Consider the following 13,345-nt stretch of genomic DNA (forward strand, 5'->3'; position numbering starts at 1 on the left):
GGAAAGCAGAATGGACAGATATATGGGAAAGCTGATTCAAGCCGCCGAAAAGAGGGTGGATGCCTTTAGGAGGAATCAGGTCAGAGATACCGGCAGGAGGGACTGCGGAGGAATGAAGATGCCCGTTGTAGATGTAAAGCCGACAGTATATGTGCTGACCACGGCGGTGGCCGTGTATCTGAACCGGAACAGCCGGTATTATCAAAGTCCGGAGCTTTATGAGGCCGTCAGCCGAGGGCTTGACTTTGTCGCCAGGCTGCAGCGGGAGGACGGAACCTTCGATTTTCCCACCTGCAACTTCAAATCAGCGCCGGACACCTCCTTCTGCTTCAAAAGACTGATAGCCGCATACCGCCTCCTGCAAAAATACGATACAGAGAACACAGAGGAATTAAAGAGCAAATATTATGCTCTTCTGTGCCGGGCTGCAGAGGGTATTTGTAACGGCGGGTTTCATACACCGAACCACCGCTGGGCGATTTGCGCGGCCCTGATGCAGGGAGCGGGCCTTCTGGAAGAAGCCTCCGGCTTACAGGCTCCCAATGCGGCGGCGGAACAGAACCCGGATAAAAAAGCAGCGGCACAGCGTTATCGGGCAAGAGCAGGGGAGTATCTGGCGGAAGGAATCGACGGGGATGAGGACGGCCAGTATGCGGAACGCTCTACCGGCGGCTATAATGCGGTCGTGAACAATGCCATGATTGCAATGTATGAGGAGAGCAGGGATGAGAAATATCTAGGCTATGTGGAGCGCAATCTCCATATGATGCTCACCTATGTGGACCCGGATGACACCATATTCACCCAGAACTCCACCCGGCAGGATCAAGGAAGAACAGAGTACATGGATCGTTATTTTTATCAATATCTGTATCTGACCAGCCTGAAGTTCAACCCGGAATTTGACGCGGCGGCCCATAAGATCATTAAGGACTGCGTGGAACGGGGGGACGATGCTCCGGATTGCCTGCATATTATTATGCTCCATGATGGGATGCAGCATTACAGCTTCTCCGGCTATGGCTTTATGGACAGCTACCGTTGCTTCTATCCCAATCCCGGCGTGCTCCGTGTAAAGACACCGAGGTTTGGCTACACCCTGTTAAAGGACAGCCGTGCATTTTTGTTTTTTAAGGCAGGGGATACCATGATCTATCTTAAGATCGGAGAAAGCTTTTGCGCAGTGCGCAGCTTTATACCAAAGACCCTGGAGGCGGGAGAAGAGGGAGAATATATCCTGACGGCCAATGATAAGAGCTGGTATTACCTTCCCTTTAAGGACTATGAAGGTACCAGTGACTGGTGGAAGATGGATCATGCTCAGCGGGAGATATTGAATAATGGTGAGTTGGGGATCCGGGTGAAGGTAACGGAACTGGAGGACGGACTGCAATTGAATTTGAAGACGGACGGACTGGACCAGCTGCCCCTCCGGCTTTGTATCTGTGTGCCCTCCGGCAGTATTCTGGAAAATGAACATTTTTATCTGCAGGGAGAAAAGGGCCAGAGCATGATTCTGCGGGATGGGTGTCTTACGCTGACCCATAACGGGAATCGGATACAGATTGGACCGGGCTTTGGCACACACGAATTCCAGGGGCATTATTCCGGAGAGGAAAAGAATGCCTCGGGATATACGATTTATCTGAATGACTACACGCCCTGTAACAGAACCATCACCCTGCGGGCAGAGAGCTAGCGCTATTCCGTATTTACAAAGGAGAAGGAAGCCATGGAGCCCTTGCTGGCGCGGTATTTGGAAGGTGACATGCCGCAATATTTATTAAAGGTGCGGTTAAATTGAGAAAAGCTGGAGAAACCGCACTCCTCCGCTATGGCGGTGATATTCCGGTCCGTTGTAAGGAGAAGCTGCTGGGTGTTTCGAATCTTTGTCATCTGAATATAATTATTCAGGGTAAAGCCGGTGATGTTCTTAAACTGATGGGACAGATAGTATCGGCTGATATAGAATTTCTTCGCCAGGAATTCCAGTGTCAGATCATCCATGTAATGCTCATGGATGTAAGAGGTAATGGAATAAACCTTATGGGTCAGATTATCCACCGAGGAATGGACCACATAGGTATTCTGATCCCGGAATAAATAAAGCTTTGTTAAGAATTCCAGGAACTTCATATGAATTAACAGGGTATGGATACTGCTGTGATTTGATTTCGGGTAGCTTGCAGCAGGCTGGGGCTCAGCCAGGCGCTCCGCTGTCGGCCGCTGTTCGGTATAGGATGCGTGTTCCGTTGCCTGCCGTTGCTTGGTTAAACGGAAGATTTCATTCAGAATCTGAAAGATCTGGTCCCGATACATCCCCGTAAACCGGTAGATGGGAACGGAACCGTCAAAAATAGTGAGCAGATTCTTGAGATCCCCGCTCAGATAATCCGTATCCACCGGAAAGAGGAAATTAATGATCAGCCGTTTTTTCGGGGCGCCGTGGGGGTATTGGGTTTTATGCAATATCGAGGGCTTGATGGCAACAATATCTCCAAATTGCAGGTCGTAGATATCACCCTCAATCAGATGGTTGGCAGATTGATCTAAAAAAATACAGAATTCATAAAACCGGTGAAAATGCTGAAACTCCATATTAATGGTATAGGAGCGTTCGTCATAGTCAAAGAAATAAAAGAACTTATCCTCAGGAGAATTGATCTCCACCAGATGATGTTTTTCATAAAGAACCGTATTCTCCAGCAGCATGGCAAGTCCTCCTTTAATAAATTATTATAGATGAAAAAAGCAAATAATGCAATACAAATCCGCCTAAAGGCAAAAAGAGAGTAGATTTTGTTCTCAAAAAGGCATACATTGTTCATATAAAATTAAGAAAAAGCTGAAAGGAAATAGATTTCATGCCAATGGAAAGGGAAGATATAATAAATGATAAGCTGGCAAGGCTGATCATGAGTTTTCAAAAAGTATTGTACGAGAAGGACGGCACCTTCCTGTCAAATATGAAGGCCAATAATCTGGCAGGAGATGATATAAGCAGATACCAGTATTGGGAGTGGACCCAGGGAGTCGGGCTGTTCGGCTTATGGAAGCTGCTGGAGAGGACAAGGGAGCAGCAGTACCTGGATTTATTGACGAAATACTACAATGACCGTATTGAGACTGGTCTTCCCTCCAAGAATATCAATACCTGCGCCCCCATGCTGGCATTATCCTATCTGGCTGAATATACCAACAACCCTGCCTATCTTTCCCTGTGTAAGGAATGGGCACAGTGGGTATTTGAAGAGCTTCCAAGGACGAAGGAGGGAGGCTTTCAGCATATTACCTCGGATACGGTGAATGAGCAGGAGCTCTGGGATGACACCCTGGTGATGACAGTGCTTTTCCTGGCGAATTACGGACGGATGGTTAAGAAGCAGGAGTACATAGAGGAGGCGAAATACCAGTTTTTACTTCATGCCAAATATCTGGCGGACCGGAAGACCGGACTGTGGTTCCATGGATGGACCTTCAACGGAAATCATAATTTTTCAGAAGCCCTGTGGGGACGGGGGAACTGCTGGGTAACCATTGCCATACCCGAATTTCTTAATATGATTCCCTGTGAGGAGAGCCTGCGCAGATATCTGACGGAGCTTCTGCAATTACAGGTGGCTTCTCTTAAAAAGTATCAAGACGCGTCGGGAATGTGGCATACGCTCATCGATGATCCGGATTCTTATCTTGAGGCCAGCGCAACCTGCGGCTTCTCCTATGGCATCCTCAGAGCGGCGCATCTGGGCTATATTGAGAATTCCTACAAGGAGTGTTCCTACCGATCCCTAAAGGCAATTATAAACAATATCACAGAGGACGGCATTGTAAATCAGGTGTCCTATGGAACGGCGATGGGGAGAGTGTCAAAGCAATTCTACAAAGAAATCGAGATAAGGCCCATGCCCTATGGACAGGCGCTGGCAATCCTCTTCCTGCTGGAGCTGAAGGAAGACGGCTGTTGGAAAGAGGCTGCTGCAAAATAACAGGACTACAGAAAGCTGCAAGACAAAGGAAGATCGTGAATGGCTCCCCTATTCGCGATCTTCCTTCATCGTATACAAAAGTCTTGTAAATGCTGGAACAAAAGGGTACAATAAGTAAAAACGGCAAGCAGCAAGCCGCTTGTTTTATGCATGATTTTATGTTCAGAAGAAAAGTATATTCCGGCAGGATAGGAGATGTTTGCATGAAGAAACGATATGATATTGTTCAGGCGGCCCTGTTAGTAATCATTCTGGTGGCCGCAGGCGTTATAGGCAACGGCATAGTCAAGGGGGTACTGCTTTTTCTGTTTGCCTCCGCTTTGATTGCCAATACCGCTTTGGGACTTTGGGCGAAAAGGACGGGCAGGATTAGGGAGCAGGTCGTCTACTGGGTTTTGCTGCCCCTGGAAATTATTCTTGCGGTTGCTGCAATATCGGTAATACTGGCGTAAAAGGATTAATCGTATAGGGCGGAGGTTAATGGAATGAAGCAATATGTAATGGCTCTGGATCAGGGGACAACAAGCTCAAGATGTATTATTTTTGATAAGCAGGGGAAAATGAAAAGCGTTGCGCAGAAGGAATTTACGCAGATCTATCCGAAGCCCGGCTGGGTGGAGCATGATCCGATGGAAATCTGGTCCTCCCAGATTTCTGTTGCAACGGAAGCCATGGCAAAGCTGGGAATTGAAGCAGAGGAGATTGCCTCCATCGGCATTACCAACCAGAGGGAAACCGCTATTGTATGGAATAAGGAGACGGGGCAGCCGATCTATAATGCCATTGTCTGGCAGTGCCGGAGAACCTCGGATATGGTGGAGGAGCTGAAAGCCAGAGGGCTTGAGCCATATATTAAGGAGAAGACAGGCTTGATTCCCGACGCGTACTTTTCCGGCACCAAGATTAAATGGATTTTGGATCATGTGGAGGGGGCAAGGGAACAGGCAGAGGCCGGAGCGCTTTTGTTCGGGACGGTTGACACCTGGATTATCTGGAACCTGACCAAAGGAAAGACTTATGTAACGGACTATACCAATGCCTCCCGGACCATGCTTTTTGATATTAAGAAGCTCACCTGGGACCAGAAGATTCTGGAGGAGCTGGACATTCCAATTCAGATGCTGCCGGAGGTGAAGCCCTCCAGCTGCGTCTACGGATATTCCGACCGCGCCCTGTTCGGGGAGGCCATTGCCATCGCGGGAGCCGCGGGAGACCAGCAGGCCGCGCTCTTCGGCCAGTGTTGCTTTGGGAAGGGAGAGGTGAAGAACACCTACGGGACCGGCTGTTTTCTCCTGATGAATACGGGAAAGGAAGCGATTGCTTCCAAGCACGGACTGATTACCACCATTGCAGCCTCTGTGGATGCCGAGGTGAACTATGCCCTGGAAGGCAGCGTCTTTGTGGCAGGAGCGGCGATACAATGGCTGCGGGACGAGCTTCAGCTGATTCGCACCGCTGCGGAGAGTGAAAAATATGCCCTGCAGGTGCCGGATACCAACGGAGTGTATGTGGTTCCCTCCTTTACCGGACTGGGAGCGCCCTATTGGGATCAGTATGCCAGGGGAGCTATTGTAGGCATTACCCGGGGGTGCGGCAAGGATCATATTATCCGTGCCACCCTGGAGGCTATCGCCTATCAGACCCAGGATGTCCTGCGGGCCATGGAAGGGGATTCTAACGTAAGGCTGTGTTCTCTGAAGGTGGACGGGGGAGCCTGCGCGAACCGTTTTCTGATGCAGTTCCAGGCGGATCTCCTGGGCACGGTGGTTCATAAGCCGGAGTGCATCGAGACGACGGCACTGGGAGCCGCTTATCTGGCGGGCCTTGCAGTCGGCTTCTGGAAGGATCAGGAGGAGATCAAGGCAAATTGGACTCTGGCGGAGACCTTTTATCCGGAGATGGCCCAGGAGAGAAGGGAAGCGCTCACCGCCGGATGGAAGAAGGCGGTAACCCGTTCCTTTGCCTGGGAAGACGGAATTTAAGAGGAGCGGTGTTCCTTCGCAATAGACAGGGATACAAAAAAGACAGGAAGGAGGAAATTCATGATAGAGGAACGATTGGAAACGGCCTTAGTGAATATGGGGTATCGGAGAGTGAATTCCAATGCTCCCGGAATTTATCTGTATTATCATGCAGGGGAGAAGGAGCTTACGGTAATATCCGTAATCCGGGCAGTTACCGGGAATGAGCTGGGAAAGGAACAGTATGAGCATATCCTGGAGCAGATTAAAAATAATTTCAGAAGCTCCGGTCGTCCCGATATAAGACTGCTAAGTCTGATTCTTACCGCTTTCCCATCGAGAGTAAGGCCTTTGTGCGTGAAGTCCGGGGAGGATGATCACTGGATCATTGATCTTGAGACAGACCGGCTGATTCTCTATGAGACGCAATCCCATGAATTTTCCGCTCTGCAGAGAAAATTGGATGAGCTTCTGGCGGAGGAAGCCGCAGGCCGGCAGCAGAAAGCCGGGGCAGGAGAAGGGATGCCCGGAGGGAGAGAAGCCGGCAGGCCGGGGTTCGGCCGACGGTACTTTGCTCTGGTCAACTCAGGGGTCATCCTTATCAATGTCCTGATCTTTGTGATCTCCCAATATACCTCCATTCTGGGAGGAAGAAACCGTGTATTTGCCGGGGGAGCTTTGTCCTGGTACCAGGTTATCTATGAAAAGGAGTATTACCGGATTGTCACCTCCATGTTTCTGCATTCGGATCCCAGCCATCTCTTTAATAATATGCTGGTGCTCTTTTTCGTCGGAGACAAGCTGGAGAAGGTGGTTGGCCGGGTCAGATATCTTTTCCTCTATTTTGCCGCGGGAATTCTTGCAGGGGCTGCATCCATAGGTTATAATATGTGGAAAGAGAACGGAATCCTTTCCGGCGAGGGAAGTGTATTCTCCGTCGGAGCCTCCGGTGCTATCTTCGGGATTGTGGGAGCGATGCTGTTTATTGCAGCCATTAACCGCGGAAGACTGGAGGATATCAGCACCAGGCAGATGGTGCTTTTTGCCGTGTTCAGCCTGTACGGGGGGCTTATGAACTCCCGGATTGATCAGGCTGCCCATGTCGGAGGTTTTCTTGCGGGACTGGTAATTGCGGCGGTAATCTACCGGCGCCCCAGGCGGATTGCGGCCTCCGGGCAATCATTAGAATAAAGAGAAAGGCATGGTTATTGGCATGAAGATTAATATTTATTATGGCGGACGGGGATTGATTGAGGATCCGACCCTCTATGTAATAAGCAAACTGACCATGGTGCTGGAGGAACTCCGGGTAAAGGTGATCAGATATAATCTGTATGAAGAGAAGAATGGAATTTCCATGCTTCCGAATACGCTGAAGGAAGCGGACGGTGTAATATTGGCGGCCACCGTGGAATGGTTCGGGATCGGCGGCCTGATGCAGCAGTTTTTGGATGCCTGCTGGCTCTATGCAGATAAGGATAAGCTGAGCCGTCTGTATATGCTTCCCGTAGCCATGGCCAGCACCTATGGCGAGAGGGATGCACAGCTTTATATGATTAAAGCCTGGGAGACGCTGGGAGGGTATCCTGTCAGCGGTCTTGGCGCCTATGTTGAGGATCATGTGGATTTTGAGACCAATAAGGATTATGCAGAGATTATAGAAAAAACGGCGGAAGCCTTCTACCGCACCATTCATCAGAAGAAGAAAAATCTTCCCACCAGCAATGCGGTCATTATGCAGAATGTTCTCCGAAGAAACTCCATTGCCCTTACGCCTCAGGAAAGTGAGCAGCTTTCCGTCTATGTCTCCGATGATGCTTATGTAAAGAAGCAGAAGGAGGACATTGAGGAACTGACCCAGCTGTTTAAGGATATGCTGGTCAATAACAGCGACGGCGAAGGCAATCAGGAATTCCTCAAGAATCTGAAGGATAATTTTCACCCTCTGGAGGATTTTACAGCCTCTTATTGGATTCAGATATCCGACACCAATAAGAATCTGGTGGTGGAGATTAACGGCAAGCGCATGAAATGCTATTACGGAGAGAAATCAGATGCGGATGTGATTGCCAAAACCACCCATGCGGTTATGAATAAGCTGGTGCTTGGCCGGGTTACCTTCCAGGGGGCCTTTATGTCCGGAGAGCTGACAGCAAAAGGGAACTTTAAGACCCTCCGGACCTTTGACCAGGTATTTCAGTTCAATATACTGTAGGCCGCCATGGTTCTACAGGGGAAGCAGGATGGTAAAGGCGGTCAGTGCTTCCTCTGAAGTGACTGATACAGAGCCGTAATGCAGATCGATTACCTTTTTCACCAGAGCCAGACCTACACCGGTACCTCCCTTTTTGTAGCTGACAAAGGGCTGGAATATGATTTCCAGGGCGTCGGCAGGGATGGGCTGTCCGTTGTTGCTGATGCAAATAGAGAGCTTTGCCGGCCTGTTCTCTTTCTGAAAAAGGCAGGCAAGGCGGATATGTACAAAGTCTCCGGAACGGGTAGCCTCAAAGGCATTTTTGATGATATTGACAAATACCTGCTTCAGCTTATTGCCGTCACAGTGGTAGCTGTTGAAATATGCTTCGCTGCCCGGCGCCACCTCCAGGGCCAGATCGATGTCCCGGCTGAGGGCCTGGGGCTTAAAGCTGTCAAGGATCTGGTTCATGAGGGCGATGAGATTGATGTTTTCCCTATTCAGCAGGGTGGTATTATTCATCAGGGAGGCATCCTGGATAAGGCGCTCCATATCGCCGATCAATTCCTGGATCTGGTCCCAGTACTTGAATTCGGATGTTTCCGGATGCTTTGTCTCGATATATTGAATGGTACCCTTCAGCAGGCTCAGCGGATTGCGAAGCTCGTGAACAAGCATGGAGTTGATCTTCTTGTTGGATTCTGCAATGGATTGGATGATAACCTCCAGTTCGGGATTCTCCTTAATCTTGTCGGCAAGGATGTCGTTATTCAGCTCAGGCAACATGTGTTTGTCCCCCTTATTCTTAAGATAAATCGACCAAAAACGGTGTGTTCTCTATTATGATATCAAATATTGGAAAATATAGCAATAATAAGCTGAAATATTATTGAAAATGGATTGTTATTATTGGCGGAAGAATGGAGGTTTTTTAGATGGAAAATAATAATTGTATTTTCTGTAGGATTATTGCGGGGGAGATACCTTCGGCAACAGTGTATGAGGATGATGATTTTAAGGCGATTATGGATATTTCTCCTGCCAACAAAGGACATGTGATTCTTTTGCCTAAGAAGCACTGTGCAACCCTTTTTGAGATAGAGGATTCTATGGCTGCCAAGGTATTGCCTGCAGCGAAGAAAATAGCACATGCCCTTCAGGCTGAATTAAATTGTGAGGGTATGAATTTGCTTCAGAATAATGGAGAAGCGGCAGGACAGACGGTGTTTCATTTTCATTTACATCTGATTCCCAGATATCAAGGGGATCCGGTTAATATGACATGGGAGCATGGGAAATATGAAGACGGCGAAGCCGTAGCTCTTGCAGCATCCATAGCCAGCAGATTGTAGACCAGATTGCAGAAGAGGATTTGTGCAGGATAAACTGCCGTGAAAAACCCCGCAGGGGAATAGCCTTGGATAATTCAGGCTATTTCATTCTGCGGGGTTTTATTTCGTTCCGACTATGTTTTGCTCCAGTAATGTTTTGTTCCAATTATTTGGAGGTTTCTTTGATTAGCTTTATTATGGTATCAATAGAATTATTCAGCTTGCTCTGATTCATAGCATTCATATAATTCGGTTTTTTCTCCATTACTTCTTTTATTGCGTCCAGGAGACGGGAGGGGCTCAGATCCTCCTCCTTCAGCAGAAAGGAATAGCCCTGGCGTTCAAAGGATTCCGCGTTGAGAATCTGGTCGCCCCGGCTGGCCTTTGCCGAGAGCGGAATCAGGATATTTGGCTTGCGGAGGGCCAGAAGCTCGCAGATGGCATTGGCTCCGGCTCTGGATATCACCAGATCTGCGGCGGCCAGCAGATCACTCAGCTCTTCATTAATGTATTCAAATTGTGCATACTTTCCGCTATATCCCGCCGCGGCCTCAAAGCGCTTATCCAGATTGTCCTTACCGCAAAGGTGGATTACCTGAAAATCCCGGACCAGCGTAGGGAGCATATCCCGGATTGCCTCATTGATCACTTTGGAGCCGGTACTGCCTCCCATCACCATTAACACGGGCTTATTGGCGGTGAAGCCGCAGAAATCCAGACCGCGCAGCTTGTTGCCGGAGAAAAGCTCCCTGCGGATGGGGGTGCCGGTCAATACAGCCTTATCCTTGGGTAGATGATCCAGGGTCTCTGGAAAATTCACGCATACCCGGGAAGCCGAGGGAAGAGCCAGCTTATTGGCCAGGCCCGGAGTCATATCGGATTCATGGATAATGACAGGAATCCCATAGTGTTTTGCAGCCATAACCACGGGAACCGTTACGAACCCGCCCTTGGAAAATACAATATCCGGCTTGAGGCTCTTAAGTAATTTGCGTGCCTCCAGATAACCCTTAACCACCTTAAAGGGATCGGAAAAATTCTTGGGATCAAAGTATCTTCTTAATTTACCGGAGGAAATGCCATGATACGGAATGTGATATTCCTCTATCAGCTTACGTTCAATTCCCTGGTAGGAGCCGATATACTGAATGTCATAGCCCTCCTGCTTCAGCTGCGGAAGCAGGGCAATACAGGGCGTGACATGGCCCGCTGTTCCGCCGCCGGTCAATACAATCCGTTTCATTCACAGGACCTCCATTCCTTTAAGGCTCTTGCCAGCTGGTCCGGGCAGGAGGTGGATTTTCTCTCACAGGTTACCCCTTCCAGTCTATGTATCACATCGTCCACCCTCATGCCAACCACAAGCTTTGAAATCCCGCTGGCATTCCCGTTGCAGCCGCCTGTGAAATGCAGCGCCGTAACGGTGTTGGTCTCCTTATCTATTTCAAAGCTGATTTCCTGGCTGCATACTCCTGAAGTCTTGTATACCATTGCTATTTTTACCTGACCTTTCCTAAGTATCCGCATTGCGCATACTTTAAATATATGTAATCCGTCCGTATCTGCTACAGTCGCTGTAAAGACAGCAGATAACCGAATACATTGTATCTCAGTATACCACTTTTTGCAAATATAATTTACACCTTTAACAGTGTAAAAATAAATCGAATGATTTTATTGGTATTATCGTTCGATTTGTATATAATAATATTACAGGAACAAAATACGTGTTCCTGTAATCGAGAATGGACTGCATTGTTACCAGAAATATAAAAGATGATTCTAAATCATTCATTCCGGTATATTCACCCTCTGAATTTTTAGCGCGATTGCTTCCGGAAGAAGAGAATGGTCAAGAGAACTGGAATTAATAGTAACCGCGTAGGTGACTGATACCTATCATGATCTATGCCCGTCCTTTTGTGGCTTCGTTCCAACCCGAAAGGACGGGCATAAAATTTTTTTCTTGCTCATTACATTACGTAATGAAATAGAATAAAAGGGAGAGGAGGAAGGATTATGAGTAAAAAGAGATATACAAGCGGCGAAATTGCGTCTTCTGCGGGTCTGACAATCAGAGCGGTCCAGCATTATGATAACATCGGCCTGCTGCCGTCTTCAGGGAGGACGGAGGAGGGCGTCGCTATTATACAGAGGACGATTGCCATTTGCATTGATTTTGAGCGTTTTAGCGAGCCTTTTGCTTACCTTCACAACAGAAATAACCCAGCACAAGACGTTATCGGAGCTGAAACCCATGTCCGTTATTGAGATAAATATGCTTGGCGTGGATGTGGCAGCCATTTTGCTCATTCTGTTTTCCGCCGTTCAGGTCGGCAGGGAGTTTCAAGGGAAAATGATACAGACCTATCTGATGGCGGTGCCGGACCGGACCCGTTATTTTGGTGCGAAGCTAATGATGTTTTTCCTGCTGCTGCAAAGCTTCTCCCGCAGACCGTTCAGGGGACCGTCATCCGGCTTCTGCCTGCATCCGCAATACATACCCTTTCGGGAGCAGCACAAGCGGGAAGTATAGAATACACTGGGGAGTTAACGGCCTTTATGGTACTGGTTATCTGGAGCGCGCTGGCTGCGGGTATGGCTATATGGCATTTCCGGCAGAAAGATATTTGATACTGCTTACTGCCGAAAGGGGTAACCATAACAAATTTATTTGCACTTTATAATTGTTACAGGTATAATAGAAGGGGAATCCAATATTTGCAGCTTTTTCAAAAGTTATACATTGTCCTGCACGGTCTTATACTAACGGGAGGGGTATTATGAAAAGGTTATTTTCAAGGATATTTACAGTCCTACTGCTATCTGTTTTTGTTTTATCAAATCTTAGCTTCACCTCTTTCGCATCAGAGGAAACAGAGGAAGAATATCTGGCTCCGTATATAGCCCTGCTGGAACAGTACGCCGGGGAAGCCGGAGCGGATGCCCGGGTCGGCAATATTGATTCGTTTTATGAAACCTGTAAAAGGGTATCCTTATCTGAATGGGAAAATAATTTGGAGGAGATATTCAAAGGATTTCAGTCGGTATTGGAATATGAGGAACCCATAGTGCTTGAACGTGACAACGACACACAGCTTACACCTTATCCCGGCGAGTTTGACGGCGGCGTTCCGGGAGTGTCCGCGGCTGTTTCCTCTGCGGTTTCTTATAATAGCAGTAATAAAGGAGTTCCGGGGGTTTCCTCCAACGATAAGAGTTCGGAATATCGATACCTGGAAGCCTCTTCTTCGTCCGGAAGAAAAGATGATAACACAAAATCATTTTCATCAGGAGATAGTTTTTCCGATACGTTTACCGGCTATATCGGTTCAGGATATAAATGTAAAACCACGGTTGACGGCACCCTTCTTTCCGGAGGTACGCCGGACGTTTTTAACAATGTAAATTGGCAGGCATGGGATTTTCCCGGGGAAAGCTATTTTCATATAAGGCTTTTCAAGGATACAATCATCCATGGGGATACGGCAAGTACAGAAGCCGCAGGGGATCTCGTTACGGCAGAGGGTCTGATCTTAACCGTGCAGGTGACGGTTTCCTATAAAATTAATGCGAGTACCTATCATGATTGATACAAATGTAAAAATATGCATCCCTTTACTATTTAGATAAGAGTTTTATGGTGCTTTTCATAAAAACCCCTTGGAAGAAGGAATAAGATGAGGCTGTTTTTAATAATATGGCTGGCGGTGATGATCATGGATAATCTCTTACCGTTTCTGCTTGCAAAATATTATAAGGGTTATGACCATAAAAAAATGGCTCTGAGTGTGTTAGGATGCAAGCAGACTTTGGCCTGTTGCTATTTGCCCCTTTTGTTCTTTGCAATAAGCGAATTTCTTCATCCCTTTT

General features: G+C 47.9%; 14 protein-coding genes. 10 read left to right on the plus strand and 4 right to left on the minus strand.

Features of this window, described 5'->3' with window-relative positions:
* Nucleotides 1–10: 10 nt before the first annotated feature.
* Nucleotides 11–1,699 (plus strand): hypothetical protein, encoded by a 1,689-nt coding sequence (locus tag HNQ56_RS00395; protein ID WP_429141660.1) that lies wholly within the window; start codon nt 11–13, stop codon nt 1,697–1,699.
* Between the two features lie 2 nt (nt 1,700–1,701).
* On the opposite strand, the gene HNQ56_RS00400 is transcribed toward HNQ56_RS00395, so the two are convergent.
* On the minus strand, nt 1,702–2,712 hold the full coding sequence (locus tag HNQ56_RS00400) for an AraC family transcriptional regulator (RefSeq protein WP_429141662.1): 1,011 nt from the start codon (nt 2,710–2,712) through the stop codon (nt 1,702–1,704).
* A gap of 152 nt (nt 2,713–2,864) precedes the next feature.
* On the opposite strand from HNQ56_RS00400, the gene bglB reads away from it, so the two are divergent.
* The 5 genes from bglB to HNQ56_RS00425 all read left to right on the plus strand — a co-directional run bounded on the left by bglB (nt 2,865) and on the right by HNQ56_RS00425 (nt 8,162).
* Nucleotides 2,865–3,986: a beta-galactosidase BglB gene (gene bglB, locus HNQ56_RS00405; RefSeq protein WP_429141664.1), complete on the plus strand. Its 1,122-nt coding sequence runs from the start codon at nt 2,865–2,867 to the stop codon at nt 3,984–3,986.
* Between the two features lie 203 nt (nt 3,987–4,189).
* On the plus strand, nt 4,190–4,438 hold the full coding sequence (locus HNQ56_RS00410; protein ID WP_429141666.1) for a hypothetical protein: 249 nt from the start codon (nt 4,190–4,192) through the stop codon (nt 4,436–4,438).
* Nucleotides 4,439–4,471: 33 nt separating this feature from the next.
* Entirely contained in the window at nt 4,472–5,968 is a 1,497-nt protein-coding gene (glpK, locus tag HNQ56_RS00415) for a glycerol kinase GlpK (RefSeq protein ID WP_429141668.1), read from the plus strand.
* A 60-nt stretch (nt 5,969–6,028) separates the two neighbouring features.
* Nucleotides 6,029–7,138 (plus strand): rhomboid family intramembrane serine protease, encoded by a 1,110-nt coding sequence (locus HNQ56_RS00420; protein WP_429141670.1) that lies wholly within the window; start codon nt 6,029–6,031, stop codon nt 7,136–7,138.
* Nucleotides 7,139–7,160: 22 nt separating this feature from the next.
* On the plus strand, nt 7,161–8,162 hold the full coding sequence (locus HNQ56_RS00425; RefSeq protein ID WP_429141672.1) for an SCP2 sterol-binding domain-containing protein: 1,002 nt from the start codon (nt 7,161–7,163) through the stop codon (nt 8,160–8,162).
* A gap of 12 nt (nt 8,163–8,174) precedes the next feature.
* Here the strand turns inward: HNQ56_RS00425 and HNQ56_RS00430 are convergent, their stop codons facing one another.
* Entirely contained in the window at nt 8,175–8,927 is a 753-nt protein-coding gene (locus HNQ56_RS00430) for an ATP-binding protein (RefSeq protein WP_429141674.1), read from the minus strand.
* A gap of 149 nt (nt 8,928–9,076) precedes the next feature.
* Between HNQ56_RS00430 and HNQ56_RS00435 the strand changes: the two genes are divergently transcribed.
* Nucleotides 9,077–9,493, plus strand: coding sequence for an HIT family protein (locus tag HNQ56_RS00435; protein ID WP_429141676.1), 417 nt, complete (start codon nt 9,077–9,079; stop codon nt 9,491–9,493).
* A 145-nt stretch (nt 9,494–9,638) separates the two neighbouring features.
* Here the strand turns inward: HNQ56_RS00435 and murG are convergent, their stop codons facing one another.
* Both murG and HNQ56_RS00445 read right to left on the minus strand, forming a co-directional pair.
* Nucleotides 9,639–10,715 carry an undecaprenyldiphospho-muramoylpentapeptide beta-N-acetylglucosaminyltransferase gene (gene murG, locus HNQ56_RS00440; protein WP_429141678.1) on the minus strand — a complete coding sequence of 359 codons (1,077 nt, stop codon included), beginning with the start codon at nt 10,713–10,715 and terminating at the stop codon, nt 9,639–9,641.
* The gene (locus HNQ56_RS00445; RefSeq protein WP_429141680.1) at nt 10,712–10,963 is read right to left on the minus strand and encodes a TIGR03905 family TSCPD domain-containing protein; all 252 of its coding nucleotides are present in this window, start codon (nt 10,961–10,963) and stop codon (nt 10,712–10,714) included. The genes murG and HNQ56_RS00445 overlap by 4 nt, the downstream gene beginning before the upstream one ends.
* A gap of 528 nt (nt 10,964–11,491) precedes the next feature.
* Between HNQ56_RS00445 and HNQ56_RS00450 the strand changes: the two genes are divergently transcribed.
* From HNQ56_RS00450 to HNQ56_RS00460, 3 genes are all read left to right on the plus strand, one after another.
* Nucleotides 11,492–11,743, plus strand: a complete 252-nt coding sequence (locus HNQ56_RS00450; protein WP_429141682.1) for a MerR family DNA-binding transcriptional regulator — start codon at nt 11,492–11,494, stop codon at nt 11,741–11,743.
* Nucleotides 11,730–12,008, plus strand: a complete 279-nt coding sequence (locus HNQ56_RS00455; protein WP_429141684.1) for a hypothetical protein — start codon at nt 11,730–11,732, stop codon at nt 12,006–12,008. The genes HNQ56_RS00450 and HNQ56_RS00455 overlap by 14 nt, the downstream gene beginning before the upstream one ends.
* Nucleotides 12,009–12,255: 247 nt before the next feature.
* Nucleotides 12,256–13,065: a hypothetical protein gene (locus HNQ56_RS00460; protein WP_429141686.1), complete on the plus strand. Its 810-nt coding sequence runs from the start codon at nt 12,256–12,258 to the stop codon at nt 13,063–13,065.
* Nucleotides 13,066–13,345: the final 280 nt, after the last annotated feature.

Origin of the sequence: Anaerotaenia torta (assembly GCF_050433395.1) — a bacterium.
GTDB lineage: Bacteria > Bacillota > Clostridia > Lachnospirales > Lachnospiraceae > Mobilitalea > Mobilitalea torta.

What these genes read in the sequence shown, in the direction of transcription:
- bglB (WP_429141664.1), top strand. Translation starts at nt 2,865, where the DNA reads ATGCCAATGGAAAGGGAAGATATAATAAATGATAAGCTGGCAAGGCTG.
- HNQ56_RS00395 (WP_429141660.1), top strand. Translation starts at nt 11, where the DNA reads ATGGACAGATATATGGGAAAGCTGATTCAAGCCGCCGAAAAGAGGGTG.
- HNQ56_RS00420 (WP_429141670.1), top strand. Translation starts at nt 6,029, where the DNA reads ATGATAGAGGAACGATTGGAAACGGCCTTAGTGAATATGGGGTATCGG.
- HNQ56_RS00425 (WP_429141672.1), top strand. Translation starts at nt 7,161, where the DNA reads ATGAAGATTAATATTTATTATGGCGGACGGGGATTGATTGAGGATCCG.
- HNQ56_RS00435 (WP_429141676.1), top strand. Translation starts at nt 9,077, where the DNA reads ATGGAAAATAATAATTGTATTTTCTGTAGGATTATTGCGGGGGAGATA.
- HNQ56_RS00445 (WP_429141680.1), bottom strand. Translation starts at nt 10,963, where the DNA reads ATGGTATACAAGACTTCAGGAGTATGCAGCCAGGAAATCAGCTTTGAA.
- HNQ56_RS00460 (WP_429141686.1), top strand. Translation starts at nt 12,256, where the DNA reads ATGAAAAGGTTATTTTCAAGGATATTTACAGTCCTACTGCTATCTGTT.
- HNQ56_RS00430 (WP_429141674.1), bottom strand. Translation starts at nt 8,927, where the DNA reads ATGTTGCCTGAGCTGAATAACGACATCCTTGCCGACAAGATTAAGGAG.
- HNQ56_RS00410 (WP_429141666.1), top strand. Translation starts at nt 4,190, where the DNA reads ATGAAGAAACGATATGATATTGTTCAGGCGGCCCTGTTAGTAATCATT.
- HNQ56_RS00400 (WP_429141662.1), bottom strand. Translation starts at nt 2,712, where the DNA reads ATGCTGCTGGAGAATACGGTTCTTTATGAAAAACATCATCTGGTGGAG.
- murG (WP_429141678.1), bottom strand. Translation starts at nt 10,715, where the DNA reads ATGAAACGGATTGTATTGACCGGCGGCGGAACAGCGGGCCATGTCACG.
- HNQ56_RS00450 (WP_429141682.1), top strand. Translation starts at nt 11,492, where the DNA reads ATGAGTAAAAAGAGATATACAAGCGGCGAAATTGCGTCTTCTGCGGGT.
- glpK (WP_429141668.1), top strand. Translation starts at nt 4,472, where the DNA reads ATGAAGCAATATGTAATGGCTCTGGATCAGGGGACAACAAGCTCAAGA.
- HNQ56_RS00455 (WP_429141684.1), top strand. Translation starts at nt 11,730, where the DNA reads ATGTCCGTTATTGAGATAAATATGCTTGGCGTGGATGTGGCAGCCATT.